Here is a 26355-nt window from a genome sequence, read left to right as displayed (position 1 = left end):
TTCGCTATAAAGCGATCCAAAACCTGCTCCCCAAGGTCATAATCGCATGAACAAATTTTTAAAATACCTTTTGGTATTGATCGTACTGCTTATTATTGCAGTCGTAATTTTCTTATTTAGACCCGTCACGTCTAAAAAAATTCAAACCACCAGCAATGAGCCTGTTGTTGACGCAGTCTTAGTCGGCGGTGGGATCATGAGTGCAACTTTAGGCACATATCTAAGCGAGCTTGAGCCAAACTGGCAAATTCGCATGTATGAACGCCTAGACAATGTTGCCCAAGAAAGCTCAAACGGCTTCAACAATGCTGGCACAGGCCACTCCGGCTTTATGGAAATGAACTATACCTCTGAAAAAGATGGGAAAATGGACATTTCTAAAGCGGTGAACGTTGCGGAACAATTTGAAGTTGCAAAACAGTTCTGGTCTTATCAGGTGAAAGAAGGCGTTTTGGGTCAACCAAATAGCTTTATCAATCCTGTGCCGCACATTGCCTTCGTTTGGGGCGATAACGTGAATTTTCTCGAAAAACGTTATGCTGCAATGGTTAAAAACCCAATGTTCTATGGCATGAAATTCTCTGAGAATCCTGCTGAAATTAAACAATGGGCGCCATTGGTAATGAATGGCCGTGATGCTGCACAAAAAGTAGCCGCAACACGCATGGATGTCGGTTCGGATGTGAACTATGGTTCGATCACCACTCAATTGGTCGATCACCTTAAAAAACAATCTAACTTCAAACTACAAACATCGACTGAAGTGACTGGCATTAGCCAAAACGATGATAAAACGTGGACCGTTGCATTTAAAAACCTCACTACAGGTAAAACAGATCACGTGAAAACGCGCTTTGTCTTCATTGGTGCAGGCGGTGCAGCGGTTAAACTTTTACAAATGACAGGCTTACCAGAAGCGAAGCAATATGCTGGCTTCCCTGTAGGTGGCGTGTTCTTAATGACCGACAACCCGAAAGTCACTGAAGGTCATACTGCAAAAGTTTATGGTCGTGCTGAATTAGGCGCACCCCCAATGTCTGTTCCACATATTGATACACGTTATATCGACGGTAAAAAATATGTGTTGTTTGGTCCATTTGCGACTTATTCAAATAAGTTCTTAAAACAAGGTTCTCAGCTTGATTTATTGAAATCAACCACGAAGAACAACGTTTTACCAATGACTGCTGTGGGTATGGAAAATCTTGATTTGGTGAAATACTTAGTTAGCCAAGTAATGATGACCGATGCTGACCGTTTTAATGAGTTGAAAAAATATTACCCTGATGCAAAACCAGAAGACTGGCGCATGAATCAAGGTGGTCAACGTGTTCAAATCATTAAGAAAGAACCAGGTAAACCTGCAAGCTTGCAATTTGGTACCGAGATTTTTGCGTCACAAGACGGTGCTGTGACTGCCCTATTAGGTGCTTCACCAGGTGCTTCAACTTCTCCTTATATTATGTTGAGCTTGCTTGAGAAAGCATTCCCACAACACGTAGAAGGTAAATGGAATCCGAAATTACATGAAATTGTAAAATCGTACCAACAAGAACTCAGCACTAATCCTGTTCTTCTTGACCAAGTTCGCCAGTACACCAGCACAACACTAGGTTTGAAATACACACCTATGGCTAAGGCTGCAAATGACGAAACTATTGCGGTAGCAAAAGCACAGTAATCTGCTTTAAACCCTAAAAAGGATGGACTTTGCACCATCCTTTTTTTAATTCATATTTGAAACTATTCTGTTTATGTCGCTTTTCCATTCCGACGCTTTTTTGGCTTTTCGTTCACGTGATTTTTCACTTCTGAGTGTCAATCAGTTGTGCTTAATTCTAGCCATCATTATTCAAGAAGTCGTCATTGCCTATAGCGTCTACCAACTCACTCAGAACCCTCTCAGCCTTGGCATGATTGCATTAATTGAGTTACTTCCCTTTATTTGCCTCTCCCTGATTAGTGGCGACTGGGCTGACCGCTATAACCGACAAAAAATTGTGCAGTGGAGTTTTAGCTGTAGCACTCTAATTCCATTATTATTTATTGTTCTTTTTTCTCAGTACCAACAACAGCACATTCAACAAAATACTCTTTTATGCGGCATTTATAGCCTCATCTTTTGCTTAGGCATACTTAGAGGCATTTACAGCCCATCTTTTAATTCATTACGCCCTTTTCTAACCCCCGAGTCAGCCTATAGCAATGCAGCCACATGGACTGCGCTCATTTGGCAAATGGGCGGTATTTTAGCACCCTTATGCGCAGGGCTTTTACTCGGCCAACTTGGGCTTGAAAAAACCCTCTTGATTGTTTTTTTCTTGTGTTGCGTGGGTAGCATCTGCTTATTCGGATTAAGCGCTCGTGACTTCCCTAGCACGCATAAACAACATTTAAGCAAAAGTTTGAAAGAAGCCTATTTGTTTATTTTTAAACATCCACTAATGTTTTGGAGTATGTTGCTGGATCTCAGCGCCATGCTTTTTTGTAGTGTCATTATCTTACTGCCTATTTTTGCACACGATATCCTGCATCTTGGTGTTGAAGGCTTAGGTATACTCAGAGCTGCACCAGCCATTGGCGCCTGTATCATGATGTTGATGTTGACCTGTTATTCTCCGATGCAAAATGCATGGAGAAATATGCTCTATAGTAGTTTTGCAATTGCTTTGTGTACTTTAGCCTTTGCACTATCCTCCCATGTTTGGCTCTCAGTCTTCTTCCTTGTTTTAATCGGTGCCTTTGATAGCATCAGCATGGTGATTCGACAAACTTTATTACAGCAACTCCCCCCAAAAGCACTATTAGGGCGTGTAGCGGCTTTAAATGGCATATTAGTCACTTCAGGCAATCAACTCGGTGCCCTACACATGAGCCTGATGACGCGCTATTTTTCGGTAGTGCCAGCAGTACTTATTGGCGGGACGCTGTGTTTAATAATCTGTGGTCTAAGTTCTACTCGTACGCGACATTTACTCAAGCCATCTCCAACACAACAAAAACATGCCACAGTGGCAAAAAGTGAATAGCATGTTAAGCTTCAAATCCTCTTTTAATATGATGTGAGTTTTCAATAGAGCAAATTATGAAACAGATTCTCCCCTTTTCACACACACTCTATGCCAAACTCTATTCTTTCGTACTATCCGTGTTGTTGGCTTATTGCCTATTCAATGCAATCTATAGTGTGATTATTGGTGGAAAAAGCGCATACCTTTTCAGTAATCTGATTTTAATATTTCAAACGATTACTGTTTTTAAAACATCTGTAAATAAAAAGATCTATAACTATATGGGATTGATTGGACTCATTTTAAGTCTGGTTTATCTCAATCATTGGAGGTTTCTTTCTCAGCCTGAGAGTATTGCCATTCTTCCCTCAGTCATACTCACCTTACTTAGCTTAGGCTATTTTTCACAGCAACATTCGCGTTTAAATCTATTGAAGGCAGCTTTAATTTTTGGGTTTTTAGTACTAGCTTATACGCAACACCATGACTTAAACACTCTGCAAAACTATTATGACAGCCTGCATACAGGCGAAACATGGCAACAATATGGTGCTTTATAAAGATCAAAAAAACGTTAGAGTTTTTCTCTTATTTTAAACACAAAAAAGCCAGCAATACCGCTGGCTTGATTCTTTTAAACTTTAGCGATGAGTATGAATTGACATCACAATTCCCATGCTCGCCAGCATAGTAATCACCGCGGTTCCGCCATAACTCATCAGTGGCAATGGATCACCTGTTACAGGTAAAATCCCACTGACCATCCCCGAGTTTAACAATACAAAGAAGAAGAACGTTAATCCCACAGCACCCGCGTATAAACGCCCAAAATTATGGAAGCTGTTCATACCAATAATCAAACAACGAATGATAATGGCCGCAAACAAACTAAACAGCAAGAACACCCCAATAAAGCCAAACTCTTCCGCATACGTCGACATAATGAAGTCGGTATGGTGCTCAGGCAAATACCCTAAATGTGACTGCGTGCCTTCTGTGAATCCCTTCCCCATTAAACCACCTGAACCAATGGCAATTTTGGATTGGATAATATTCCAACCTGCGCCTAATGCATCTGACTCTGGGTCAAATAAAGTGAGCACTCGCTTTTTTTGGTACTCTTGCAAAAAGAACATCCAAAGTAAGGGAGCCACAACAGCCAACGCACCACAGGCCAAAGCAATGAGCCGCCAAGAGATACCGCTGAGGAAAATGACGCACACACCAGGAATCAAGAGACCTAGGTTTAAGTCGGGCTGTAAAGCTGCCAATAAAAACGGCAACATCATGATACCCAACGAAATCACAATATGCATAAACTTCGGCGGGAATGCGCGGCCTGCAAAGTACCACGCCATCATCAAAGGCATGGCAAACTTCATAAACTCAGAAGGCTGCATGCTACCAATACCAGGTAGACTAATCCAACGTCTGGCTCCCATGCGGGTTTCCCCCACTACCAAAACCAATACCATTAAAATCACAGCGAAGATGAAAAAATAAGGACTAATGGCCTGATAGACTTTGGGTGGGATTTGCGCACAGATCATCATCACAATGAAGCCCACAGCAAAGCTTGTGGCTTGGCGAAACACCATGCCCATATCTTGCGCTGAAGCACTATAAATGACCAACAATCCCAACACGGCATTTAAAATCAGAAAGCATAAAAGCCATGGATCTAAATGTAATTTAGCCCAGCGAGATGAGTCATGTTTAATGCTTCTACCGTCACGTAAAGACTGACGTAAAAAACGATACTGCTGTGATGGTATCATTTGCGTAAATTGAATGAGCTAAAGACAGGGCAAATTATAAGTTCAAAGTGTTTTAGATAACATCATTCAAACCTATATTTCTGTAGTTTTAGCTCAATAAATCCAAATAATTTTTATTGTGCCGCCAAAATCAGGCGTGCAAGCTCAAGGTCATCTGGATAGGTAATTTTAATATTATCGGAGCGCCCTTGTACGACTTGAACCTTTTCACCTACAAACTCTAAAGCACTGGCTTCATCAGTAATTAAAGCTTGTGCCTCTAGCGCATGTTCAATTGCTTTTTTTAGTACCTCCAGTTTAGCAATCTGTGGGGTTTGTGCCTGCCAAAGCTGTGAACGATCAACGGTTTCTTGAATACCTTGCACTGAGATCACACGCTTTAAAGTATCTCTAACAGGAATAGCTAAAATCGCCCCTGTATTGGACTGAATAGCAGTATCAACCAGTTTTAATAAACAATCCTGCGTGACACATGGACGTGCTGCATCATGCACAAAGACCCAGTCGTCAGCATCAGCGATTGTGGCAAGATAGTTGAGTGCATTGAGCACTGAGTCTACACGCTCAGCACCACCTTCACAAAAATGTGCTCTTTCCATGTTGCTAAAAGGCAAACTTTGAGCGACATCATCATCTGAACCAATCGCCAAAACATAGCCCTGCAAGGGCAATTGATTAAGACGTAAAACCGTATGTTCAAGTACGGTCTTTTGTCCAATCATTTGATATTGTTTTAGTTCAGTTTTAGAAAAGCGACTACCCGAGCCAGCAGCAGGAATAATAGCCCACAATTTATGGGGTAGCTGGAGGGGTTTCAGGCTCATCGTCTTCATTGGTTCGCAAATCAATTTGGGCGTTAGGATCAATATAAACAGGCTTATATTGAGTACTGATGGTACTCATTTGAATAAACGTTTCTCGGGGTTTGATTAAACCCAAATCTAGACGCGCATGCTCTTCAATGGCTTCAATACCATTTTTCAAATCATACACTTCTGCCGCCAAGACACGATTACGTTCTTTTAAGTCGTTATTAATTTCAGTTTGTTGTTGGATTTTTTGTGTGAGTTGTAAATGGTCTTGATAACCACCCTCACCAAACCAGTATAAATACTGAAACCCTGCGATCAAAATGATCGCAAGGCCTAGTAGTACTTTACTCATCAACGAGTCGAATACATTGAACATTGACATCAGTCGCTTAGTTTAAACCTTTAAACTCAGCTTTACCGCGGTAAGCAGCATTTGTCAATTCTTCAATACGAAGCAATTGGTTGTATTTCGCTACACGGTCAGAACGGCACAGTGAACCTGTCTTAATTTGACCAGCTGCAGTACCCACCGCAAGATCCGCAATCGTAGAATCTTCAGTTTCGCCAGAACGGTGTGAAATCACTGTAGAGTAACCATTTTCTTTCGCAAGATAGATTGCATCTAGAGTTTCAGTCAACGTACCAATTTGGTTGTACTTGATTAAGATAGAGTTACCCACTTTCTCATTAATACCACGTTGAAGGATTTTCGGGTTTGTAACGAACAGGTCATCACCCACCAACTGGATTTTGTCGCCAAGGATAGACGTCAAGTAAGACCAACCTTCCCAATCTGACTCATCCAAACCATCTTCAATTGAGATAATTGGATATTGGTTTACAAGACCTGCTAAATAGTCAGAGAACTGGTTGCTTGTAAATGCTTTATTACCTTCACCAGCAAGAATGTATTGACCATTTTTGTAGAATTCTGAAGATGCACAGTCAAGAGCAAGCATAATATCAGAACCCGCTTTGTAGCCAGTTTGACCAATCGCTTCAAGAATAACCGTAATTGCTTCTTCGTTTGAACGTAAGTTCGGCGCAAAACCACCTTCATCACCAACAGCAGTATTTAAACCTTTTTTGTTTAAAACTGATTTTAGAGAATGGAAGATTTCAGCGCCTGCACGTAATGCTTCAGAGAATGACGTGAAGCCTACAGGCTCTATCATGAACTCTTGAATATCCACATTGTTGTCTGCATGCGAACCACCATTGATGATGTTCATCATTGGTACAGGCATAGTTAAAATAGTTTGACCACGTAAGTCTGCAATGTATTGGAAAAGAGGAATTTTCTTTTCATCAGCAGCAGCACGTGCAGCAGCTAGTGATACCGCTAAAGTTGCATTCGCACCCAATTTTTCTTTGTTTTCAGTACCATCAAGCGCAATCATGGTGTTATCGATGTCTTTTTGTTCAAATACTGATTTGCCCACTAAAGCATCACGGATAATCGTGTTTACGTTGTTAACCGCAGTTTTAACACCTTTACCCAAATAGCGTGCTTTGTCGCCATCACGAAGTTCTAAAGCTTCACGAGAACCAGTTGAAGCACCAGATGGTGCACATGCACGGCCAACTACGCCAGATGCTAAGATTACGTCTGCTTCGATGGTTGGGTTACCACGAGAGTCCAAAATTTCACGTGCACGAATGTCAACGATTTGGCTCATGAACAATTCCTCAGTTGATTAATAACGAGATGCTTTAGATGGCATCAATGAGTTTATAATTTAGTGTGTATCTAGCTTTTGGAAGCCTTTAACCAAGGTATCCAATTCTTTTAGCTGCGCCAAGAAAGGCTCAAGCTGAGACATACGCAACGCGCATGGTCCATCACACTTGGCTTTTTCTGGGTCTGGATGCGCTTCCAAGAATAAACCTGCTAGACCTGTTGCCATTCCCGCGCGAGCAAGTGTCGTGATTTGCGCACGGCGACCGCCCGCAGAATCCGCACGACCACCCGGAGTTTGAAGCGCATGGGTCACATCAAAAAACACAGGAACATTCATTTCTTTCATGATGTCGAAGCCCAACATGTCTACAACCAAATTGTTGTAACCAAATGCCGAACCACGTTCACAAATAATGAGCTTGTCATTCCCTGCCTCTAAACACTTATGCAAAATATGGCGCATTTCATGAGGTGCAAGGAATTGTGCTTTTTTGATGTTAATGATGGCATCCGTTTTGGCCATCGCTTCAACCAAATCCGTCTGACGACTTAGAAAAGCAGGAAGTTGAATAATATCCGCAACTTCCGCTACAGGTGCAGCTTGGTAAGGTTCATGTACATCAGTAATAATGGGTACATTAAAATGTTTTTTAATGTCAGCTAACCACTCAATCCCTTTTTCTAGGCCCGGCCCTCGAAACGAGTTCAAGCTTGAACGGTTGGCCTTATCAAAACTGGCTTTAAATACGTAAGGAATCTCCAAACGCTTGCAGATATCGACATAGGTCTCTGCAATTTCAAAAGCCAAATCTTTAGACTCAAGTACGTTCATGCCGCCGAATAGTACAAATGGCAAGTGGTTTGCCATTTGTATATCGCCTAAACGTACAATTTCTTGTGGTTTTAATTGTGACATTTAAACTTCCTAGTTTATTGCTTAACCCAAATTACTTCGCTTTTTTGTACTGTGCTTTCGCAGCATCAATAAAACTAGCAAATAATGGGTGTCCATCACGTGGTGAACTTGTAAATTCCGGGTGGAATTGTACAGCAATAAACCAAGGATGTTGAGGAATTTCAACTGTTTCTACTAGGTGCTGTACAGGTGAATAGCCAGAAATTTTCATGCCAACTTCTTCAAGCGCTGGAATAAAACGGTTATTCATCTCATAACGGTGACGGTGACGTTCAATAATATCTGCTGAACCATACACTTCACGTGTTTTAGTGCCTTCAACCAATTCTGATTTTTGGGCGCCCAAACGCATCGTACCACCAAGATCAGAGTCAACATTACGCTGTTGAACCTCACCGCGCTCATCTAACCATTCAGTGATTAGACCAATCAATGGAGATTTAGTCGAACGGTTGAATTCAGTCGAACTCGCGTCACTAATACCCACGACATTACGTGCATATTCGATCACAGCCAACTGCATACCTAAACAGATACCCAAGAATGGAACACCGTTTTCACGTGCGAATTTAATCGCTTGCATTTTCCCTTCAGTACCACGTTCACCAAAACCACCCGGTACCAAGATTGCATCCATATCTTTCAATACTTCATTGACATCTTGGCTTTCAAGTTCTTCAGCATTGACATAGTCAATTTGAACTTTAACGCGATTCTGAATACCCGCATGTAAAAGCGCTTCATTCACAGACTTATACGCATCTGGAAGTTCAACATACTTACCAACCATTGCAACACGAACCGTGTATTCAGGGTTTAGTAGCGCCTCTACAACATTGTCCCAATCTGTTAAATCAGCTTCAGGCAAGTCATTGAAACCAAAACGTTCACAGATTAAGTCGTCAACATTTTGCTCATAGAATGTACGCGGAATTTGGTAAATGCTGCGCGCATCTTTACACACCACAACTGCACGTGCTTCAACGTTTGTGAACAAGGCAATTTTACGGGTCGTGTCTGCATCAACATCATATTCAGTACGACAAATTAAAATGTCAGGCTGAATACCAATCGATAACAATTCTTTTACCGAGTGCTGAGTTGGTTTAGTTTTCAACTCTGCCGCAGATTTGATATATGGAAGCAAAGTTAAGTGCATAAGCATAGTGCGCTTATGACCTAGTTCAACCATAAGTTGACGTACAGATTCCATGAATGGGAGAGATTCGATGTCACCTACTGTACCGCCAATTTCAACAATCGCAACGTCATAACCTTCGCCTGCGCGAAGTACACGTTCTTTGATGTTGTCTGTAATATGTGGAATAACTTGAACAGTTCCACCAAGGTAGTCACCACGGCGTTCTTTATTTAAAACGTCTTGGTATACGCGACCAGAAGTAAAGTTATTTAACTTGGTCATTTTCGCACGACGCAAGAAACGTTCGTAATAACCCAAGTCTAAATCGGTTTCTGCACCATCCTCTGTGACAAAAACTTCACCATGTTGGAACGGGCTCATAGTCCCTGGATCGACATTAATGTATGGATCCATTTTTACCATGGTTACTTTTAATCCACGGGCTTCTAAAAGCGCAGCAACTGAAGCAGCTGAAATACCTTTACCTAGTGATGAAACTACACCACCAGTCACGAAAATAAAATGGGTCATTGGGTTTCTCGTACAATCGAGCCTAATTCGGCCTGCAATGTTGCGCAATTTTACTTTACCTTGTACCAATAAAGCAAAGTCAATCCGCATCAATTCATAGAACAATAAACAATTGGATATTCTATCAGCATTTGGCAGATAAAATTAAGCTAAGTTCATAGGATTTTCATCTTGCATTTTGCTGTTATAATGGCGCGATCCTTCAAACACTCGATTTTATGTAATTATGAATAAAAAACTTTTAATTTGTGGTGCCATTGCAGCAGGCTTACTATTAACAGCATGTGTAAAGAAAGAAGCGCCTAAAGAAGATGAACAAGAACAAGTTGAAGTCGTTACTACAGAGCAACAACAAACTGTTGAACTGCAACCTTTAGCAGCGTCTGAGCCGGAGATTCCAGCGCAAGTTGAAGTGATTCGCGAAGAAACACCGAATACAACTACCGAGATCCGTCGTGAAACGCCAGCACCTGCTCCAGCAGCTCAGCCTGCACCTAAAGCAGAAGCACCAAAAGCTGAAGAAAAACCAACGCAAGCACGTCCAAGTAATACAAACCCAAATGCACAAACTGAAGACGATGCCGTTGCAGCAGCCATTGCAGCAGCGACACCAGCTTTAGAAAACTAATTATCACTATTTAGATGATTAAAAAAACCCGATTGATATCGGGTTTTTTATTGCTGATTTATAAGTAGTCTTTTAATTTTTCTACAAGAAAATCAATAAATAAACGAATACGCTTTGGCACATAGTTCTGTTGATAGTAGACTGCATGTATTTTCTGCTCTTTGATCTGAATTTGGTCTTCCAACAAAGCAATAAACCGCCCATCTTGAATATCTTGCTCGACCATAAAACGTGACAAACACGCAATCCCTGCCCCTTGCAATGCCAACTGACGAACCGTTTCACCATTTGAGCATTTAATTTTGGCCTGAATAGTTAAAGGTTCATCCTCCAACTGAATAGGCCACGTATTTAAATGTGCAGGCTGACTAAAACCAAGCAAAGTATGTGAGCTTAATTCTGCTGCATTTTTAGGTAGACCATGTTTTTGTGCATAAATCGGACTTGCCACAATATATAAACGACTTTTGCAAAGCAGCTTGGCATGTAAGCTTGAATCCGCCAACTCACCAAACCGAATCGCGACATCGGTTTTATGTTCAAGTAAGTCTATAACCTGATCGTGATTGGTAATTTCTATATCAATTTTTGGATAGCGCTGCATAAACTCTTCAATCAGCGGCACTATCACATGCAGCACAAAAGGCGTTGCTGAATCAATCCGAATTAAACCAGATGACTCAGCATCATTATTTTGCAGACTTTCTTCAGCTTCGGTCAGATCGAGTAAAATTTTACGTGCCTTTGCCAAAAACTGCTGCCCTTCATAGGTCAACTTGAGCTTCCGTGTCGTTCGCTCTAGCAAAGTCACATTCAACTTTGACTCTAGACGTTGCAAGGCTCGGCTGACACCCGATGTGGTTTGATCCAATTGCTGCGCAGCTTTGACGATAGAGCCACTATCAACAATGCTCACAAAAGCCGTTAATTCTTCTATGGTTGATTTCATGTGTAATTATTGATTAATAGTCAATAATATTTTGCAAATTACCCAGTTTTTAAGCAAGTCTTTTTCTACAAAATAGCCTCATTCCATGAAACAAGTTATCGAGTAAAAAATGAATATCGTTCCTCAATTCGGCCTAGGTACTTTCCGTTTAACAGGTGACACTGTCATTGAGTCTGTGAAAACTGCACTAGAAGTCGGTTATCGTGCGGTCGATACTGCTCAAATCTATGGTAATGAAGCCGAAGTTGGTCAAGCCATTGAACTCAGTGGTATCAATCGTCACGATCTTTTTCTCACCACAAAAATCTGGACGGAAAATTACTCAGCAGAAAAATTGATTCCAAGCTTAAAAGAAAGTTTGCATAAACTAAAAACCGATGCAGTGAATCTAACCTTGATCCACTGGCCTGCCCCAAGTACAGGTGTAAACATTACAGAACTCATGCAGAACTTATTGGAAGCGAAACAACAAGGTTTGACCGAACACATTGGTATTTCTAACTTCAATATTGAGCTGACTCAACAGGCGATTGAGAGTATTGGGCTAGAAAACATCGCAACCAACCAAATTGAACTCAGTCCTTACCTACAAAACCATAAGTTGGTTGATTTTCTCCAAGCTCAAAACATTGATGTCACTTCATATATGACACTGGCTTACGGTAAGGTTTTGAATGATCCTGTTTTAATGCACATCGCGCAGCAACATCAAGTATCGACGGCACAAATTAGCCTAGCTTGGGCCTTACAACGTGGTTTTGCAGTCATACCATCTTCAACCAAACGTGAACACTTGATGTCCAACTTAAAGGCACAAGAGATTCAACTGTCGAGTGAAGAAATGATGGAAATTACGCAATTAGACCGAAATCAACGTGAAGTTAATCCTGAAGGATTAGCACCGATTTGGGATTGAGCATCGCTATGAAAATTAATTTTCCACTTTTGGCGCTTGCGGTGGGTGCTTTTGCCATTGGAACCACCGAGTTTTCACCCATGGGATTTTTGCCTGAAATTGCCAACGATTTGTCCGTTTCAATTCCACAAGCCGGACTGCTGATTAGTGCCTATGCAGTAGGTGTCATGATTGGGGCTCCGCTCATGACCTTATGGCTGGCACGCTTTCCTAAGAAAACAGCTTTAATCCTATTGATGGCTATTTTCACGATTGGGAATGTGTTGGCAACCGTTGCACCTGATTATATGAGCTTAATGAGTGCACGTTTAATTACCAGTTTAAACCATGGTGCATTCTTTGGCTTAGGTTCGGTGGTGGCAGCCAGTGTTGTGCCTAAAGACAAACAAGCCAGTGCGGTCGCCATGATGTTTATGGGGCTCACCATTGCCAATATTGGCGGTGTGCCACTTGCGACGTGGCTCAGTCAAAATACCAGTTGGCGCATGGCCTTTGCTGCTATTTCAATCTTAGGCATTATAACCATGTTGGCGCTATGGAAAGCGCTCCCGCAAGATCACGATGTGGTTAAACCGAATGTAGCAAAAGAATTGCGCGTTTTAACACGTGCGCCTGTCGTCCTTGCTTTATTAACCACAGTCATGAGCGCGGGCGCAATGTTTGCGTTATATACCTACATTGCTCCGAGCCTACACGTATTTATGCAGGCATCACCGCAAACCATCACCTTGATGTTGGTGTTAATCGGAATTGGTTTCTCCATTGGTAATCATTTGGGTGGAAAGTTTGCCGATCTATCCCTAGAGAAAACCCTGATTGGCTTCCTTGTACTTTTGATGGTGATGATGCTTGTTTTCCCAGTATTAGCACAAACAACCGTTGGTGCAGCGATTGGCTTGGTGATTTGGGGTGCGGCGGCATTTGCGGTAGTACCGCCACTGCAAATGCGCGTCATGTCGGTCGCAGCAGATGCGCCTGGGCTTGCCTCTTCAGTTAACATTGGTGCCTTTAACTTAGGCAATGCCTTAGGTGCCTTTGCAGGTGCAACAGTACTGAGTATGCAACTCAGCTATGCAGCGGTTTCGTATGCAGGTGCCGCACTCAGCTTTATGGCCTTGATCTTGGTCTTACTGCAAATGAAGTTCGGTCTTAGCAAGAAAGCTTGTGAAGCCATTTAAGCTTTTAGAATACTGAACTAAACAAAAAAAGACCTACACTGCTGTAGGTCTTTTTATATTTAGTGTTTTTGTTGTTCCAATTTCAAAAAGTCCGCAATCAGCTTGGTTGCCCAAGACTCTGTATTAAGAGCCCCTTCATAGAAGCCACAATGGCTGCCTTTTTTGGTGGTCACAACGGCAATATTCGGCATTTGACGGATCATGTCTTTATACGGTTCAAAATTTTTAATGTGACAGACAGGATCATCCTCTGCATTTAAAATCAGCAATGGAATGGTGACATTTTCAAATACATAAATTGGATTTGTAGCTTGGTTATAACTGTCATAGTCCACATAACCCGCCATTTCATAATAACTCGACTCAAACTCAGCCAAGGTTTTGGTCATTAAGACTTGCGACACAGACGCTGTTTGTTGCCATGTTTGCTGGTAGGGAAAAATAAATTTCTTAAACAGCTTCTTAGTCATGACTTTACTGTAAAAGGGATGCACATTTACAAAACCTAACTCGGTGTTATAGCCTGGACACAGCGCAAAGGCCGCCTTAAAAGGGGTTTGACTCCCTTCTTCGCCTAAGTAACGCACCAAAAGCCCCGTTCCTGCAGAAGAGCCTACCGCATACAACGTTGAACTTGGAAATGTGCTTTGAATAAAGGCAATTTGCTCACGTAAATCATCGGTTGAACCGAAAAGATTCATTTTGGGTACAGGCATTGGAAGGTCTGCATGTCCACGGCGTAAGCACAGTGCAACGCGCCAACCTGTATAACGATTTAAGTCACGCACCACTTCACGCATACTTTCAGGAGAGCCCGTAATCGTATGCATAACCACAACCGTTGGCGTCACTTCAGGCAAGTCATAACCGAACCACATAATGCCAGTGACCCCACCATCTTGCATCTCTAACTGATCAAAATGATCGTATTCCAATTGAATCTGACGCTTGCGAATCACATCAAAATACAAAAGATGGGCATGCGTGTTGGATAACCACGGCGTTGGTCGATACTTTTCTTGAAGCTGTGTAAGCGCCCCAACAGTCTCTTGAATTTGCCCTTGTGGGTTAATATAGAGCTTCGGTTGTTCCGCACCAGTCACTCGATCCCACGCCGTTTGGCTTAATTGGTTTAGCAAACTGAACACAGCATTCATATCAGTACCTTCTTTTTCCTATCTTTCTTGGTGATGCATCAATTTTCGTGCCTAACTATAAATAACAAGTCACACGTTTATCATCCAGCTTGAGGTGCAAAAGCTGCCATTCGCTGTCCCATTTGTACAGCTAAGGCCTCTAGCCCAGATTTAGGACGGATCATCACTTCAAAATCTACAATTTGACCTTGCTCATTAAAACGAATCATGTCAATCCCTTTGAGTTTCTTTTCGCCGACATTGGCAGAAAACTCAAGGACAACACTTAAACCATCTTCTGTAAAAAACTCACGATGGTAAGTAAAGTTTTCAAAAACCTGAATCACATTACTTAAAATAAAAAAAACCACTTGCTTACCCGGATAAGGATTAAACGCCACAGGAGAGCGAAACACTACGTCTTCGGCCAAGAGTTCACTCAAAGTACTCATATCACGGTTGCTGATCATCTCATGCCAACGTTGCAGTGCTTGTTTTGTTATTGCTATGCTCATTATTCTATCCTTATGAATTTGAATGACTTTAATAGATTAAATGAAGACAGTTTGTCCCTCTAGAAAAGGCAGAGATGAGAAAAAATACTCATATTTTTGACAACACCTCTCATCCCCCCTCCTTAAAGGCATAGGTATCTACACAATTTCCGAGCTTTGCGTTAAATTGAAGAGCATGCTCTTCAATTTAACATCTCTGGTCTGGATCAGCGTCTTGTCAAACGTTATAACAGCCTTGTAAAACTCAATATGAATCCTCTTGCTTCACTTGCTCCCGCAATCAAAGACCTGGCCTCTACCCAAAAGTCGAGTTTCTCAACTACACAGGCTGTTTGGCGATTCCTGAATAATAATAAAATCTCTTTTAGTCAATTAAACCAGCCGATTAAGCTTCTTGCATGCGAACAGATCAAGACATCACCGCATCAGTATGCATTAATCGTTCATGACTGGTCTCAACTGCAGTATGTGAAGCACAGTCATAAGGTTCGGCGTCTTCAAAGAACAGAGGCGAATTCAGGCTATGAATTGCAAAGCAGTTTACTTGTCGATGCGTCATCAGGGCTCCCAATTGCGCCATTAGCTCAGACGCTAACAGATGCATCCGGCTGTTATTCCACATTCAGTGAACAATACAGCGAGCGCAAGTCCCATTTGGACTCACTCGCAGAACAAATCAAAACGATTGAACAGTATCCGATTGAGAAAACAAAAGTCCATATCATTGACCGTGAAGGAGACTCGATTGCCCACTTGAGGGAAATCAGCAGCCATGGTTTCAAATGGTTGATTCGGGCCAAAGAAAGCCATCGGATTGAGCATCAAGGGGAAACCTACAAAGTTGCAGAAGTCGCAGAAAAAGTAGTAACTCAGCAAGTTAAGCCGATTGCTTATAAAGGAAACAGGCATATGCTGCATGTTGGAGAAACCGATATTCGGATAACGCGTGCAGCAAAACCGAAGAGAAAAGATGATTTAGGCCAACGGGTTGCTCCCCAGCCAGGCAAGGCAGTTACAGCCAGATTAATTGTTGCTGTGGTGAAAGATGCTCAAGGTAAAACAGTCGCGAGATGGTCGCTGATCAGCAATGTTTCTTCAGAGATTGATGCGGTAGAATTAACCACCTGGTATTACTGGCGCTGGACAATTGAGTGCTATTTCAAGCTTCTGAAGCAGGCAGGCCATGACGTTGAATCATGGCTTCAGACCACACCTGCAGCGATTTTAAGACGGCTCCTGATCAGCAGTATGGCGTGTGTACTGACTTGGCGAATACAGCGTTCTGAAGATGAACAAAATCAGAAAATTCGTATATTTCTGGCCCGTCTTTCAGGCCGACAGCAGAAGAGAGGTAAGTTGGAAAGTGCACCTGCAATATTGGCAGGACTTTCGATTTTACTGAACACTCTTCAACTGCTCTCAGAATATTCAATAGATGAACTGAATGAAATCGCAACAATTGCATTAGGTACATCAAGATGTGTAGATACCTATGCCTTAAAGGAGAGGGACCTCTTTACAATTTATTCAACTGATTTAAAAATGATGATGTTTTAAATAGTTGCAGCCAATTCAGCACCTTGACGAATTGCACGCTTTGCATCTAACTCACCCGCTTCTTTTGCACCACCAATTAAATGCACATTCTTACCATCTGCTTTTAACTGATCATACATGGCTGTGTAAGATTCTTGGCCTGCGCAAATAATCACATTATCCACTTCTAACACTATTGGCTGATCATTGACGGTAATGTGTAGTCCTTGATCATCAATTTTGTCGTAGCTTGCGCCTGCAATCATTTTTACATCGCGATGTTTTAACCCTGTGCGGTGAATCCAACCCGTGGTTTTACCTAAGCTTGCACCGACTGCCTTCGCTTTACGCTGTAGAAGGTAAATTTCACGATCTGACTGCTCCAAGACTGGCTGTTTTAAGCCACCGACATGTGCATAGCTGGTATCAATTCCCCACTCATCATAGAATTTTTGTGGGTTTAAACTACCGCTTTCACCTTCATGGCTTAAGTATTCTGCTGTATCGAAACCAATACCACCCGCACCAATAATCGCGACTTTTTTACCGACAGGCTTACGCTCACGTAGAACTTCGATATAGCTCAACACTTTCGGGTGATCAATCCCGTCTATAGTCAACTCACGTGGAGTCACACCCGTTGCAACCACAATATCATCAAACTCAGACTGGCTTAATTCTTCATAGCTTGCAGTATGGTTCAGCACCAATTTAATATTCGGTTGTAATTCAATTTTACGTTTGAAATAACGCAGTGTTTCGTAAAACTCTTCTTTACCGGGAATAGTCTTCGCAATATTAAACTGACCACCAATTTGATTGGCTGCATCAAACACTGTTACTTGATGCCCACGCTCAGCAGCATAAGTAGCAAAGCTTAAACCCGCAGGGCCAGCCCCAATCACTGCAATATTTTTCTTTTCTGCACTTTCTTTAAAAATCAGTTCAGTTTCATAGCATGCACGCGGGTTGACTAAACATGTTGCAATTTTCATCGAAAAAATATGATCTAAACATGCTTGGTTACAGCCGATACAGGTATTGATTTCATCACTACGACCCTGCTCTGCTTTGAGTACAAACTCAGCATCTGCAAGCATTGGTCGTGCCATAGAAATCATATCTGCGTGACCTGACGCCAATACATGCTCAGCCATTTCAGGAGTATTGATACGGTTTGACGTAATCAATGGCACCTTGACAATGCCTTTTAATTTTTCAGTTACCCATGTAAATGCAGCACGTGGCACTTTAGTTGCAATGGTCGGAATACGTGCTTCATGCCAACCAATCCCTGTATTAATAATCGTTGCGCCCGCTTTTTCGATTTCTTTAGCAAGCTGAATTACTTCTTCTAAAGTCGAACCACCTTCAACCAAATCCAACATTGAAAGACGATAAATAATAATAAAGTTTTCACCCACTTCTGCACGAGTGCGTTTTACGATTTCAATCGGAAAACGAATACGGTTTTCATAGCTTCCGCCCCATTCATCATCACGATGGTTGGTACGTGCGGCGATAAATTCATTGATTAAGTAGCCTTCTGAACCCATGATTTCAACACCATCATAGCCAGCAACTTGTGACAATTTTGCACAATTCACAAAGTCCGCAATAGTCTGATTCACTTCAGCAGAAGTAAGAGCGTGGGGTTTTACAGGGTTAATCGGTGCTTGAATTGCAGAAGGTGCAACGTTTTCAGCCTGATAAGAATAACGCCCTGTATGTAAAATCTGTAATGCAATTTTACCACCCGCATTATGTACGGCTTGTGTAATGACTTTATGCTTTTCCGCTTCTTCTAAAGTATCTAACTTAGAACCACCGTGAAAAGTCACACCATGATCATTCGGTGAAATACCACCTGTTACGATTAGCCCTACACCGCCAGCGGCACGCTCTGCATAAAATGCCGCCATGCGATCATAACCACCTTCAACTTCTTCAAGTCCAACGTGCATAGATCCCATCAATACGCGGTTTTTTAATGTGGTAAAGCCTAAATCTAAAGGCGCAAGTAAATGCGGATAATTAGACATGTGTACTCCTTGGCGTGCTTTCGCTGGCTGGTATTTTAAATACAAGGTTAGATCAAATTATTTAATGCAACAAGTTGCATAATGTTTATCTTTATAATCGAGATTTGTTTTTTATGCAACATGTTGCATAATAACTCTACGTCCATTTTATTTGCGAAATATTACCGAAATGTCATTAGCTCATGTTTTATTGACCAGTTTGATTGAAAAACCAAGCACAGGTATTGAGTTAGCGCGTCGTTTTGACCGTTCAATGGGCTTCTTTTGGAATGCAACACATCAACAGATATATAGAGAACTCAGCGCTATGCAAAGCAAAGGCTGGATTTCAACGATAGAAGATGATGGTGCAACCTCGCGTAAAAAAACCTATCAGGCAGAACAGCTCGGACGTACAGAACTTGCCGACTGGCTGGTAAAACAAAGCTCACCTGCCCAGCTCCGTGAAGAACTGATGGTGAGACTGCGTGTTGAAGCTCAACTTGGCGGCAACACGGTTTTGCCTGAACTTGAACGACATCTCATACTACACAAAGAAAAACTACAAATTTACCAAAGCATTTTTGCCAAAGACTTTGGTCATGCTGAAGAAAATGATCGCACCTTATACATCCATAAAATGATTTTACAACTTGGAATTAATTTAGAAAGTGGTTGGATTGAGTGGCTAGAGACCATGATTCCAGCTCTTAGAAACTTCGAAAAATAATAAACAACGCAAAGGATTGACCATGCCACATTATTTAATGCCAGATGGCGAAAAACTCTATGTTCGAGAATTTGGACAAGGCACACCTGTACTGGTTTTATCTGGCTTAGGGATGCAAAGTTGGCAATGGCTGCCATTTTTATATCAACACCGTAAAAAGTACCGCTTTTACATTCCTGACTGGCGGGGTTTTGGTGGTTCAGCACAGTGTAAAATTCCCACACTGGATGCGATTTCCAGCCACTGGCAAGATTTAAACTGCTTTCTAAATCGATATGCTGATACAGCATTCCATGTGATTGCCTATTCTATGGGCGCCACGACAGCCATGCATGGCATGCAGTATGGTCGCTTTCAAAACCATATCCGCAGCTATTTACACATTGACCAAACCCCCAAGATTAGCGTTGATGCAGACTGGCCACATGGTTTATTTGCTGAAAAGCATGCTGACTTCAAAATCATCCTACAAAACATTGCAGACCTATTGGCCCAAAATGCACAGTACCGTTTAGTCTCAGACTTAACAGCGTCCATGCGTACAGAACTGGTCAAGCAATGGTTGGCTTTTATTCAACTGCAAGCCACACCATCTCGAACTGCGGCCTTATTTCAAAAAGCATTTCAACAGCCATACTTGCAAAAGTTCATGCTCCCAATCCAGCGTTTAGACTATATGGCTTGGTATATTCAAAATTATCTTGACCATCAAGAAGACTATCGCAGTGCGCTCAGTCAGATTGACCGACCAGCTACATTTTTTATTGGTGAAGATTCAAAACTTTATCCTGCTCAAGGACAAAAGCTGATTGCCTCAAGCGTACCGCATGCCAAAACGGTGATCTTTAAAAAATCTGGGCATACACCTTTATTGAGTGAACCGCGCAAATTTTCCCAAGAAATTACACGTTTCCTCAAGGCTACAGACGTTTAAATGTGTGTCGCACTATCAAGCCAAATGATGAATATTTTTATAACATCTGAAGATAAATACAATTAATCATTCCATTGTAATGACAAAAATCAGATCAACCCGATAAAACATCAATACTTAGGAATTAAAAAAGGCATCTCTAAGAGATGCCTTTTTCTTATGCTGCATAGGTCTGCTTGAGATAAGCAACAATATCCGCCGACTCAAACAAAGCTGTTTCAGTGTTCGGATCAACCAAATATGGCACTTGAATATCACGCCCCATCACCTGCATGACTTGCTCACGCTTTCCACCTGCCAAAGGTACATATTTGCCCGGCTTTAAACGCAGTACTGCTGGGCCTTGATCTTGCCAACGTTCTTTAGGCACATTATGAAACTTAAAAGGGAGCTCCAACTCGGTCAGTAAACCACGGACAATCCGAGTATAAGGACTGGCTTCAAATCCCCAAAGTTGTAACAGCTGTTCTGGCGCTACGCGATCTTTAATACTCTTGTTGATCCACACCCCACTCGCACCATTTACCAATGTCCCGACATAAGCAACATAAGGTGTTTTGGGATAATGTGCATACTTTTTCGGTGTTTTACCACTGCGTCCATACTGTTCAAACAAGTAGTGAATAATATCTTCAGATTCGTACAACTTGGTGTCAGTGTTCTCATCGAGTAAAAAAGGAAATTGGGTTTTTCCACCCAACTGTTTCACCAAAGGACGATATTTAGTTCCACCCTTAGGACATGGATACACTTCATAATCCAAGTTCAACAAAGTCAGTACTTCACGCACACGACGACAATATGGCGAGCCTTCAAACTCATAGAGCTTTAAAGGTTGCTCAGGTTGTTTAGGATGCGGCGTTCCAGTTACACCACGCCCACCTTGCGCAAGCCCCGAAAAAAGAGCCTGAATCACTTTAATTTGATGCTTCACCATATTACACGTCCATATCTTTTGTTTATGTTGTTATGAGTCTGGTTGCTACTTATGCATCGACCAGTTTTTCTTTTGCAATGACAATACCGTTATTATCCGCATAGAGATAATGACCTGATTGAATGGTGACACCACCAAAATGCAGGCTGATATCAACTTCCCCTACACCCTTACGATTACTTTTTTGTGGAATGGCGGCTAAAGCATGCACCCCTAAATCCAGTTCAGCAATCGCATCTACATCACGGACACAGCCATAAATCACCACACCATTCCAGTGATTTTTGACTGCTGACTCTGCAATTAAGTCTCCCATCAAGGCACAGCGCATCGAAGCGCCACCATCCACAACCAATACTTTACCCGTACCATCTGTTGCTAACAGCTCTTTCACCCGAGAGTTATCTTCAAAGCATTTAACCGTAACCACCTGACCACCAAAGGTTTTACGCGCACCATAGCTCTTAAAGAACTTACCATCCATTGATGGGCTGACCACTTGTAAATCAAGTTCAGGATGATCATCCAATAAATCGCATGTCACAAATGCTGTCGTCACCACACTTCCCCTCATTTTGTCTTTTGTATGCGTAAATTATCATATATTTCAAATTTCTCGGTCTGCGTTTGGGCAGCCTCGACCATAGTATGAGCCACTTGTTCTGCTGTCACTGGCTTATATTTAAAATGCTTTGGTATAAAATGCGATAGTTTGGTATAAGCCTTTTGGAATATATCTTCCAACATACGACCTTCATTACGCTGTCCGATCAGTAAGGATGGCTGCAAAATACTGACCTTATATAAATCGAGTCCTCTAATAGTCTCTTCAAGCTCACCTTTGACGCGATTATAGAAAATTTTTGAATTGGCTTGCGCACCCAAGGCACTGATCAACACATAATGGGTTTTGGTCAAAACAAACAACTCAGCAAAATGTGCATTCACCACATAGTCGATGGCATAAAACTGCTCTTTTGAGCCAGCTTTCTTTAAAGTCGTCCCCAAACAACTAAAAGCATGACTGTAGCCCTGAACATCTTCATGGTTAAGTAATAAAAAATCATCCAGCTCCAGTTGCTGAACTTTGTCATAGTGATCGAGCTGCACATTATGCTTTCTGACCACAGCCAGTATTTTGCTACAACTTGGCAGTTGTTGTAATTGTTGAATCAGGTTTAAGCCCACCAAACCCGTTGCTCCAATTACAATGGCTTGTTCTATATTTTGTGTCATTTTTATACAAACTCCCATGCAGATGGCTAATCTTACCTTTTCTTTAGAATTTTTATGTATCTTAAATATAGTCAAAGCATGTCAAGACTTGACTTCACTGCGTATATTAATCAAAATATGCCACTTGTTTACGGGCTGGTGATTGTTCTTCTGATGTGGTTTTCAGTTTGAATTTCAGCCCGCCCAGACCAATCTATTTCAAGGAGTGCACGAGTGGCAAACTCTGCTCAAGCTAAAAAACGTGCTCGTCAAAACGTTAAAGCACGCAAACACAACGCAAGCTTACGTTCTATGGTTCGTACTTACATCAAACGTACAGTAGCTGCTATCTCTGCTGGTGATTACGCAGTTGCTTCTGAAGCATACAAAACTGCTGTACCAGTAATCGACCGTATGGCTGATAAAGGCATCATCCATAAGAACAAAGCTGCTCGTCATAAGAGCCGTTTAAATGCACAAGTTAAAGCTTTAGCTAACTAATTTATGCATTAAAAAAAGCCCTTTTTAAAGGGCTTTTTTTGTATCTATTTTTTGAACCTTCTAACGCCTACACCTTTTCCAATACATCTCTGACTTAACAATACAGCTTAAAACTCAAATAAAATCTAGCAAGTGCTCTCTGGCACCCACGAGAACATCTACTTACAAAAAAAGCCCCCTTTTTAGGGAGCTCCTTTCATTTCATGTTAAATCATTTGCCAGATGAGCAGTGGTTTAATTCAAAGATTGAGTTTTCAAGTTTTTCACTAAAATACCAATGTTTTTTGAGGTTGCCCCAGCCAAAATCATACTTGTATTTTGATTCAGCATTGTCCATCTTTGATTATTATTTCCAGAGCAACTATATCGAATTGCAATTTGACGGTTATTTACCAAATTACCCGAGTTTAGATCTAAGCACTGTCCTGATTGTTTAATAGCAGACGTCGTGGCATCCATTGACCACACTTGTGCTGCATTATTCGCCACACAGTCAGTCAAGGTGACTTTCGCACTTCCTCCATTCCCCGTTAAACACTGTCCCATAGCCGCTTTGCTGTGGATACGCCCTAAACTGTCATAAACCCACTGCTCGGTATCATCAGCAGTACAAGCCGACGGCCCACTAATGTAAACATCCATTTTTTGGTTAGATGCCAGCTCTGTTTTCAAGCAATTCTTGTTATTTTTGAACAATCCACTTTGTGCAAGTGGGTCATCTTGTTGTAAACCTAGCTGTTTGATAAAAGCATTGAGTGCATCAATCGCAGCAGGTACATCTTTGGCCAAATCATCATAATAAACATTTACCCAACGATTTAAACGCACCCATCTAGTTTCTTGCTCTTCATAACGCTCAAGTACCTGCTGTGCAGCCAAACTCATCTCATTTTTATATGATTTATAAGACTGATAAAGCATTGAGCCATTTGGTGACAAAACACTAATATTGTTCGCCGCCTGATTCAGTAGCTCTTGCTCAAGTAAAGGCAACTCTACATCGCGTAAGGTTTTATAACCCTGTGCTTTACCAATCTTAACTGCAGGTGTAATAGCCGTAGCATATTGGGGAATCACTGTCGTCGATAATAATTTGGCAGCAGCATTGGCCTGCTTACAATATAAATCAACTTTTTGAGGATAATCTGCAAGCGCTAAATTGACATGTAATTTATTGGCATTACTACCTAATCGTGTTGGAGCCAGTGCAATATTAGTCACCGTATTTGGATACTGTACATTTAACCAACATGTATCCTGATTTAACGCAGTATTTGCAGCGGGTAAATCATAGACATTACCCCAATTTGAACGTGCTGCAGGATATAGTAGCCCAACCTTTGCAACAGGGTCATAGCCACCCAAAATGGTCACTACAGGCTCACCAAAGACACGTGGGCGTAAATAGTTTTGCTTTGGTTGATACCAAACAGGTGCAGCAGAATCTGGCATAGTAGGCTGAACCACTTCCATCTGCCGTGTGACTTCATTCCATTTTTTATAGCCTGTAGGTGAAGTCTTGTCCCACACATAGCGGTTAAAATGCGGTTGAATTTTTAAATAAGTGCTATAGCCCGTATAGTGGGTATAACGTGAAACTGAGCTTGATGCATAACCACCAGACATTGCATCTCGGCTATGTGGATATAAAGCTAAGAAGTTTGCAATTCCTGTAGAGGCAGCCCATAAATCCTTATTATTCCAAGTCAAATTACCCCGCATCATATTGCGATAGGGAATATAACCCCAACCACTATCCGCATGATGTGAAGTCCAGAACTGGTTATCACCCTCCTGCCCAGGATAATGCCCCAGTCCATAGTGGTGTCCAATTTCATGACTAAACTCGTTGCCAACTGAATCATACAACGTCAGCATGCCGTTACCACCACTTAAACCATGGCTAATTTCGCCATTGGCATATTTTCCACGACTATGGTGTGCAACTACTGTTTGAGTTAATTGAGGCTGATTTTGACTTGCCATCGAAGCACTGGTAATGCCCCAGTTTGCTAGGTTAATGCCCACGCTAAATGTCGACTTACCCACGTTTTCACGCATGTCACCCTCATAAACCCCACCTTGGCTGGCACTTGCAGTATCGTAAATCGTCCCGTCTGCAATCATGACGCGATCCAACTGAATATCATCATATTTTGCAACGGTCATTTCAGCAGCTGGAATCGTTTGAAAGTAATCTGAACCTGCCCGAACAGGATCATTCAGCATATAGTGACCATTGAAAACAGGGGGAGCAGTTAACATGCCGATACGAATATTATTTAAGACCAACTCTCCCGGAGAGGCAAAATCAATTTTATCTTCCGCAATTTGCCCCTGACGTCCAAGAGAATCTTTGAGCTGAATACGCAAACCTGGACGTATTTCATCCCAATTGAGTTGAGCACTCCACGCACGCTTACTATATTGCACACGCGCACGCTCATCGGTATTGGTTTGATCAGACTGAGGAATCTGAGTTGGATCGTTAAATGTAACTGTGCGGAGCAACTGATTATTCATGTAAATATCAGCACTCAGACCATCAATTTTCCCCATGCTATCAGTTGGCGTAACTAACAATAGCGCTTCTTTTTCCATCGTCAGACGCGGCATTTTTTTACTTTCATTACCATTTGGATCAACCACATGACTCTGACCAAATTGCAGCATTGCTTCGAAGTTACCAGTTAAGTCATTTCGTATCATACGTGTTCTTGAGTTTGCATCGTAATCAAAATAACCCAATGTATTTCCATCAGCCACATCCTGTGTAGGTTCAGCATAGGTTTTCACTACAGACGTTGTAGAGTTTTCGGTTCCACTTTCTCCACCACACGCAGCTAACATCAGTGTTACAACGCAAAGACTTAGCTTGCAATACAAGAACTCATTCACACTTTTCACATCTTCCCCCCAAAATAGTCACAAATAAAAAATTAAAAAACCATTAATAATTTATATAAATCAAAAGCTTAATTATTTAACACTATTTTCTATACATATTCAATTTACATAATTTGTCACTTCAGGACATATTTTTTATCGGTCTTGAAACTAATGCCCGAAAAATAAAAGTTCTGTGACAGGGCTTGAATTTATGAAAAATAATGATGAGTTATACATTTAAATTTGCACCAATATAGTGCCAATATTTATCAATCAATAAAAAAAATATATTTCAATTAATTTTCTTTGTAAGCATGTAACTTATTTTAATTTTTAAATCCAAAATGATTAAAATTAAAATCCCATAAATAAATTATGGTATTCTGTTTTCTTATAATGA

General features: G+C 41.5%; 24 protein-coding genes. 10 read left to right on the top strand and 14 right to left on the bottom strand.

Annotation, left to right across the window (positions count from 1 at the left end; genetic code table 11):
• Positions 1 to 46 precede the first annotated feature (46 nt).
• The 3 genes from mqo to AC4CUZ_RS11010 all read left to right on the top strand — a co-directional run bounded on the left by mqo (position 47) and on the right by AC4CUZ_RS11010 (position 3571).
• The gene (gene mqo / locus AC4CUZ_RS11020) at positions 47 to 1681 is read left to right on the top strand and encodes a malate dehydrogenase (quinone) (protein ID WP_078388795.1); all 1635 of its coding nucleotides are present in this window, start codon (positions 47 to 49) and stop codon (positions 1679 to 1681) included.
• A gap of 73 nt (positions 1682 to 1754) precedes the next feature.
• Positions 1755 to 3029: an MFS transporter gene (locus AC4CUZ_RS11015; protein ID WP_490747582.1), complete on the top strand. Its 1275-nt coding sequence runs from the start codon at positions 1755 to 1757 to the stop codon at positions 3027 to 3029.
• 56 nt (positions 3030 to 3085) lie between these two features.
• Positions 3086 to 3571, top strand: coding sequence for a hypothetical protein (locus tag AC4CUZ_RS11010; protein ID WP_279692049.1), 486 nt, complete (start codon positions 3086 to 3088; stop codon positions 3569 to 3571).
• A gap of 81 nt (positions 3572 to 3652) precedes the next feature.
• Here the strand turns inward: AC4CUZ_RS11010 and rodA are convergent, their stop codons facing one another.
• From rodA to pyrG, 6 genes are all read right to left on the bottom strand, one after another.
• A complete protein-coding gene (gene rodA / locus AC4CUZ_RS11005; protein ID WP_005401056.1) occupies positions 3653 to 4789 on the bottom strand; it encodes a rod shape-determining protein RodA in 1137 nt (378 codons plus the stop codon).
• 113 nt (positions 4790 to 4902) lie between these two features.
• The gene (gene ispD, locus AC4CUZ_RS11000; protein ID WP_279692052.1) at positions 4903 to 5622 is read right to left on the bottom strand and encodes a 2-C-methyl-D-erythritol 4-phosphate cytidylyltransferase; all 720 of its coding nucleotides are present in this window, start codon (positions 5620 to 5622) and stop codon (positions 4903 to 4905) included.
• Complete coding sequence (locus AC4CUZ_RS10995) at positions 5582 to 5983, bottom strand: septum formation initiator family protein (RefSeq protein WP_010326966.1); 402 nt, start codon at positions 5981 to 5983, stop codon at positions 5582 to 5584. Before AC4CUZ_RS10995 ends, ispD begins: the two co-directional genes overlap by 41 nt.
• A 7-nt stretch (positions 5984 to 5990) precedes the next feature.
• Positions 5991 to 7280 (bottom strand): phosphopyruvate hydratase, encoded by a 1290-nt coding sequence (eno, locus tag AC4CUZ_RS10990; RefSeq protein ID WP_078424917.1) that lies wholly within the window; start codon positions 7278 to 7280, stop codon positions 5991 to 5993.
• 60 nt (positions 7281 to 7340) lie between these two features.
• The gene (gene kdsA / locus AC4CUZ_RS10985) at positions 7341 to 8198 is read right to left on the bottom strand and encodes a 3-deoxy-8-phosphooctulonate synthase (RefSeq protein WP_004981871.1); all 858 of its coding nucleotides are present in this window, start codon (positions 8196 to 8198) and stop codon (positions 7341 to 7343) included.
• 31 nt (positions 8199 to 8229) lie between these two features.
• The gene (gene pyrG, locus AC4CUZ_RS10980; RefSeq protein WP_078388817.1) at positions 8230 to 9870 is read right to left on the bottom strand and encodes a CTP synthase; all 1641 of its coding nucleotides are present in this window, start codon (positions 9868 to 9870) and stop codon (positions 8230 to 8232) included.
• A gap of 226 nt (positions 9871 to 10096) precedes the next feature.
• Here pyrG and AC4CUZ_RS10975 point away from each other — a divergent pair, with 226 nt between their 5' ends.
• Positions 10097 to 10498 (top strand): internalin, encoded by a 402-nt coding sequence (locus tag AC4CUZ_RS10975; RefSeq protein WP_078388789.1) that lies wholly within the window; start codon positions 10097 to 10099, stop codon positions 10496 to 10498.
• Positions 10499 to 10556: 58 nt separating this feature from the next.
• Here AC4CUZ_RS10975 and AC4CUZ_RS10970 read toward each other — a convergent pair whose 3' ends face one another.
• Positions 10557 to 11447: a LysR family transcriptional regulator gene (locus AC4CUZ_RS10970; protein ID WP_078388788.1), complete on the bottom strand. Its 891-nt coding sequence runs from the start codon at positions 11445 to 11447 to the stop codon at positions 10557 to 10559.
• 109 nt (positions 11448 to 11556) lie between these two features.
• Between AC4CUZ_RS10970 and dkgB the strand changes: the two genes are divergently transcribed.
• Positions 11557 to 12363 carry a 2,5-didehydrogluconate reductase DkgB gene (gene dkgB / locus AC4CUZ_RS10965; RefSeq protein WP_279692057.1) on the top strand — a complete coding sequence of 269 codons (807 nt, stop codon included), beginning with the start codon at positions 11557 to 11559 and terminating at the stop codon, positions 12361 to 12363.
• Positions 12364 to 12371: 8 nt separating this feature from the next.
• The gene (locus AC4CUZ_RS10960) at positions 12372 to 13541 is read left to right on the top strand and encodes an MFS transporter (RefSeq protein WP_279692059.1); all 1170 of its coding nucleotides are present in this window, start codon (positions 12372 to 12374) and stop codon (positions 13539 to 13541) included.
• Positions 13542 to 13600: 59 nt separating this feature from the next.
• On the opposite strand, the gene AC4CUZ_RS10955 is transcribed toward AC4CUZ_RS10960, so the two are convergent.
• Positions 13601 to 14698, bottom strand: coding sequence for a YheT family hydrolase (locus AC4CUZ_RS10955; RefSeq protein WP_195728061.1), 1098 nt, complete (start codon positions 14696 to 14698; stop codon positions 13601 to 13603).
• Between the two features lie 80 nt (positions 14699 to 14778).
• Positions 14779 to 15192: a nuclear transport factor 2 family protein gene (locus AC4CUZ_RS10950; RefSeq protein WP_078388785.1), complete on the bottom strand. Its 414-nt coding sequence runs from the start codon at positions 15190 to 15192 to the stop codon at positions 14779 to 14781.
• Between the two features lie 249 nt (positions 15193 to 15441).
• Between AC4CUZ_RS10950 and AC4CUZ_RS10945 the strand changes: the two genes are divergently transcribed.
• Positions 15442 to 16749, top strand: coding sequence for a transposase (locus tag AC4CUZ_RS10945; protein ID WP_490747581.1), 1308 nt, complete (start codon positions 15442 to 15444; stop codon positions 16747 to 16749).
• On the opposite strand, the gene AC4CUZ_RS10940 is transcribed toward AC4CUZ_RS10945, so the two are convergent.
• Positions 16746 to 18770 (bottom strand): NADPH-dependent 2,4-dienoyl-CoA reductase, encoded by a 2025-nt coding sequence (locus AC4CUZ_RS10940; RefSeq protein ID WP_078388784.1) that lies wholly within the window; start codon positions 18768 to 18770, stop codon positions 16746 to 16748. The genes AC4CUZ_RS10945 and AC4CUZ_RS10940 overlap by 4 nt on opposite strands.
• Before the next feature lie 169 nt (positions 18771 to 18939).
• On the opposite strand from AC4CUZ_RS10940, the gene AC4CUZ_RS10935 reads away from it, so the two are divergent.
• Together AC4CUZ_RS10935 and AC4CUZ_RS10930 are read left to right on the top strand one after the other, a co-directional pair.
• Positions 18940 to 19479 (top strand): PadR family transcriptional regulator, encoded by a 540-nt coding sequence (locus AC4CUZ_RS10935; protein ID WP_078388783.1) that lies wholly within the window; start codon positions 18940 to 18942, stop codon positions 19477 to 19479.
• A 22-nt stretch (positions 19480 to 19501) separates the two neighbouring features.
• On the top strand, positions 19502 to 20413 hold the full coding sequence (locus tag AC4CUZ_RS10930; protein ID WP_078388782.1) for an alpha/beta fold hydrolase: 912 nt from the start codon (positions 19502 to 19504) through the stop codon (positions 20411 to 20413).
• A 157-nt stretch (positions 20414 to 20570) separates the two neighbouring features.
• Here the strand turns inward: AC4CUZ_RS10930 and AC4CUZ_RS10925 are convergent, their stop codons facing one another.
• Genes AC4CUZ_RS10925 through AC4CUZ_RS10915 form a run of 3 tightly spaced genes read right to left on the bottom strand, consistent with a single transcriptional unit; the run spans position 20571 to position 22586 of the window.
• Positions 20571 to 21350 (bottom strand): glutathione S-transferase N-terminal domain-containing protein, encoded by a 780-nt coding sequence (locus AC4CUZ_RS10925; RefSeq protein WP_004696607.1) that lies wholly within the window; start codon positions 21348 to 21350, stop codon positions 20571 to 20573.
• A gap of 49 nt (positions 21351 to 21399) precedes the next feature.
• Positions 21400 to 21912, bottom strand: coding sequence for a ribonuclease E activity regulator RraA (gene rraA / locus AC4CUZ_RS10920; protein WP_004696606.1), 513 nt, complete (start codon positions 21910 to 21912; stop codon positions 21400 to 21402).
• An 8-nt stretch (positions 21913 to 21920) separates the two neighbouring features.
• Entirely contained in the window at positions 21921 to 22586 is a 666-nt protein-coding gene (locus tag AC4CUZ_RS10915) for a Rossmann-fold NAD(P)-binding domain-containing protein (RefSeq protein ID WP_094148188.1), read from the bottom strand.
• A gap of 213 nt (positions 22587 to 22799) precedes the next feature.
• On the opposite strand from AC4CUZ_RS10915, the gene rpsT reads away from it, so the two are divergent.
• On the top strand, positions 22800 to 23066 hold the full coding sequence (gene rpsT, locus AC4CUZ_RS10910) for a 30S ribosomal protein S20 (RefSeq protein ID WP_078388780.1): 267 nt from the start codon (positions 22800 to 22802) through the stop codon (positions 23064 to 23066).
• Between the two features lie 234 nt (positions 23067 to 23300).
• On the opposite strand, the gene AC4CUZ_RS10905 is transcribed toward rpsT, so the two are convergent.
• Positions 23301 to 25973, bottom strand: a complete 2673-nt coding sequence (locus AC4CUZ_RS10905; protein WP_419381294.1) for a M66 family metalloprotease — start codon at positions 25971 to 25973, stop codon at positions 23301 to 23303.
• Between the last annotated feature and the right edge of the window lie 382 nt (positions 25974 to 26355).

It is taken from the genome of Acinetobacter sp. 789_lipA (assembly GCF_058242845.1).
The sequence above is the reverse complement of the archived record's forward strand: the minus strand, read 5'-3'. Positions and strand labels throughout refer to the sequence as shown.

What these genes read in the sequence shown, in the direction of transcription:
- mqo (WP_078388795.1), top strand. Translation starts at nt 47, where the DNA reads ATGAACAAATTTTTAAAATACCTTTTGGTATTGATCGTACTGCTTATT.
- AC4CUZ_RS11015 (WP_490747582.1), top strand. Translation starts at nt 1,755, where the DNA reads ATGTCGCTTTTCCATTCCGACGCTTTTTTGGCTTTTCGTTCACGTGAT.
- AC4CUZ_RS11010 (WP_279692049.1), top strand. Translation starts at nt 3,086, where the DNA reads ATGAAACAGATTCTCCCCTTTTCACACACACTCTATGCCAAACTCTAT.
- rodA (WP_005401056.1), bottom strand. Translation starts at nt 4,789, where the DNA reads ATGATACCATCACAGCAGTATCGTTTTTTACGTCAGTCTTTACGTGAC.
- ispD (WP_279692052.1), bottom strand. Translation starts at nt 5,622, where the DNA reads ATGAAGACGATGAGCCTGAAACCCCTCCAGCTACCCCATAAATTGTGG.
- AC4CUZ_RS10995 (WP_010326966.1), bottom strand. Translation starts at nt 5,983, where the DNA reads ATGTCAATGTTCAATGTATTCGACTCGTTGATGAGTAAAGTACTACTA.
- eno (WP_078424917.1), bottom strand. Translation starts at nt 7,280, where the DNA reads ATGAGCCAAATCGTTGACATTCGTGCACGTGAAATTTTGGACTCTCGT.
- kdsA (WP_004981871.1), bottom strand. Translation starts at nt 8,198, where the DNA reads ATGTCACAATTAAAACCACAAGAAATTGTACGTTTAGGCGATATACAA.
- pyrG (WP_078388817.1), bottom strand. Translation starts at nt 9,870, where the DNA reads ATGACCCATTTTATTTTCGTGACTGGTGGTGTAGTTTCATCACTAGGT.
- AC4CUZ_RS10975 (WP_078388789.1), top strand. Translation starts at nt 10,097, where the DNA reads ATGAATAAAAAACTTTTAATTTGTGGTGCCATTGCAGCAGGCTTACTA.
- AC4CUZ_RS10970 (WP_078388788.1), bottom strand. Translation starts at nt 11,447, where the DNA reads ATGAAATCAACCATAGAAGAATTAACGGCTTTTGTGAGCATTGTTGAT.
- dkgB (WP_279692057.1), top strand. Translation starts at nt 11,557, where the DNA reads ATGAATATCGTTCCTCAATTCGGCCTAGGTACTTTCCGTTTAACAGGT.
- AC4CUZ_RS10960 (WP_279692059.1), top strand. Translation starts at nt 12,372, where the DNA reads ATGAAAATTAATTTTCCACTTTTGGCGCTTGCGGTGGGTGCTTTTGCC.
- AC4CUZ_RS10955 (WP_195728061.1), bottom strand. Translation starts at nt 14,698, where the DNA reads ATGAATGCTGTGTTCAGTTTGCTAAACCAATTAAGCCAAACGGCGTGG.
- AC4CUZ_RS10950 (WP_078388785.1), bottom strand. Translation starts at nt 15,192, where the DNA reads ATGAGCATAGCAATAACAAAACAAGCACTGCAACGTTGGCATGAGATG.
- AC4CUZ_RS10945 (WP_490747581.1), top strand. Translation starts at nt 15,442, where the DNA reads ATGAATCCTCTTGCTTCACTTGCTCCCGCAATCAAAGACCTGGCCTCT.
- AC4CUZ_RS10940 (WP_078388784.1), bottom strand. Translation starts at nt 18,770, where the DNA reads ATGTCTAATTATCCGCATTTACTTGCGCCTTTAGATTTAGGCTTTACC.
- AC4CUZ_RS10935 (WP_078388783.1), top strand. Translation starts at nt 18,940, where the DNA reads ATGTCATTAGCTCATGTTTTATTGACCAGTTTGATTGAAAAACCAAGC.
- AC4CUZ_RS10930 (WP_078388782.1), top strand. Translation starts at nt 19,502, where the DNA reads ATGCCACATTATTTAATGCCAGATGGCGAAAAACTCTATGTTCGAGAA.
- AC4CUZ_RS10925 (WP_004696607.1), bottom strand. Translation starts at nt 21,350, where the DNA reads ATGGTGAAGCATCAAATTAAAGTGATTCAGGCTCTTTTTTCGGGGCTT.
- AC4CUZ_RS10915 (WP_094148188.1), bottom strand. Translation starts at nt 22,586, where the DNA reads ATGACACAAAATATAGAACAAGCCATTGTAATTGGAGCAACGGGTTTG.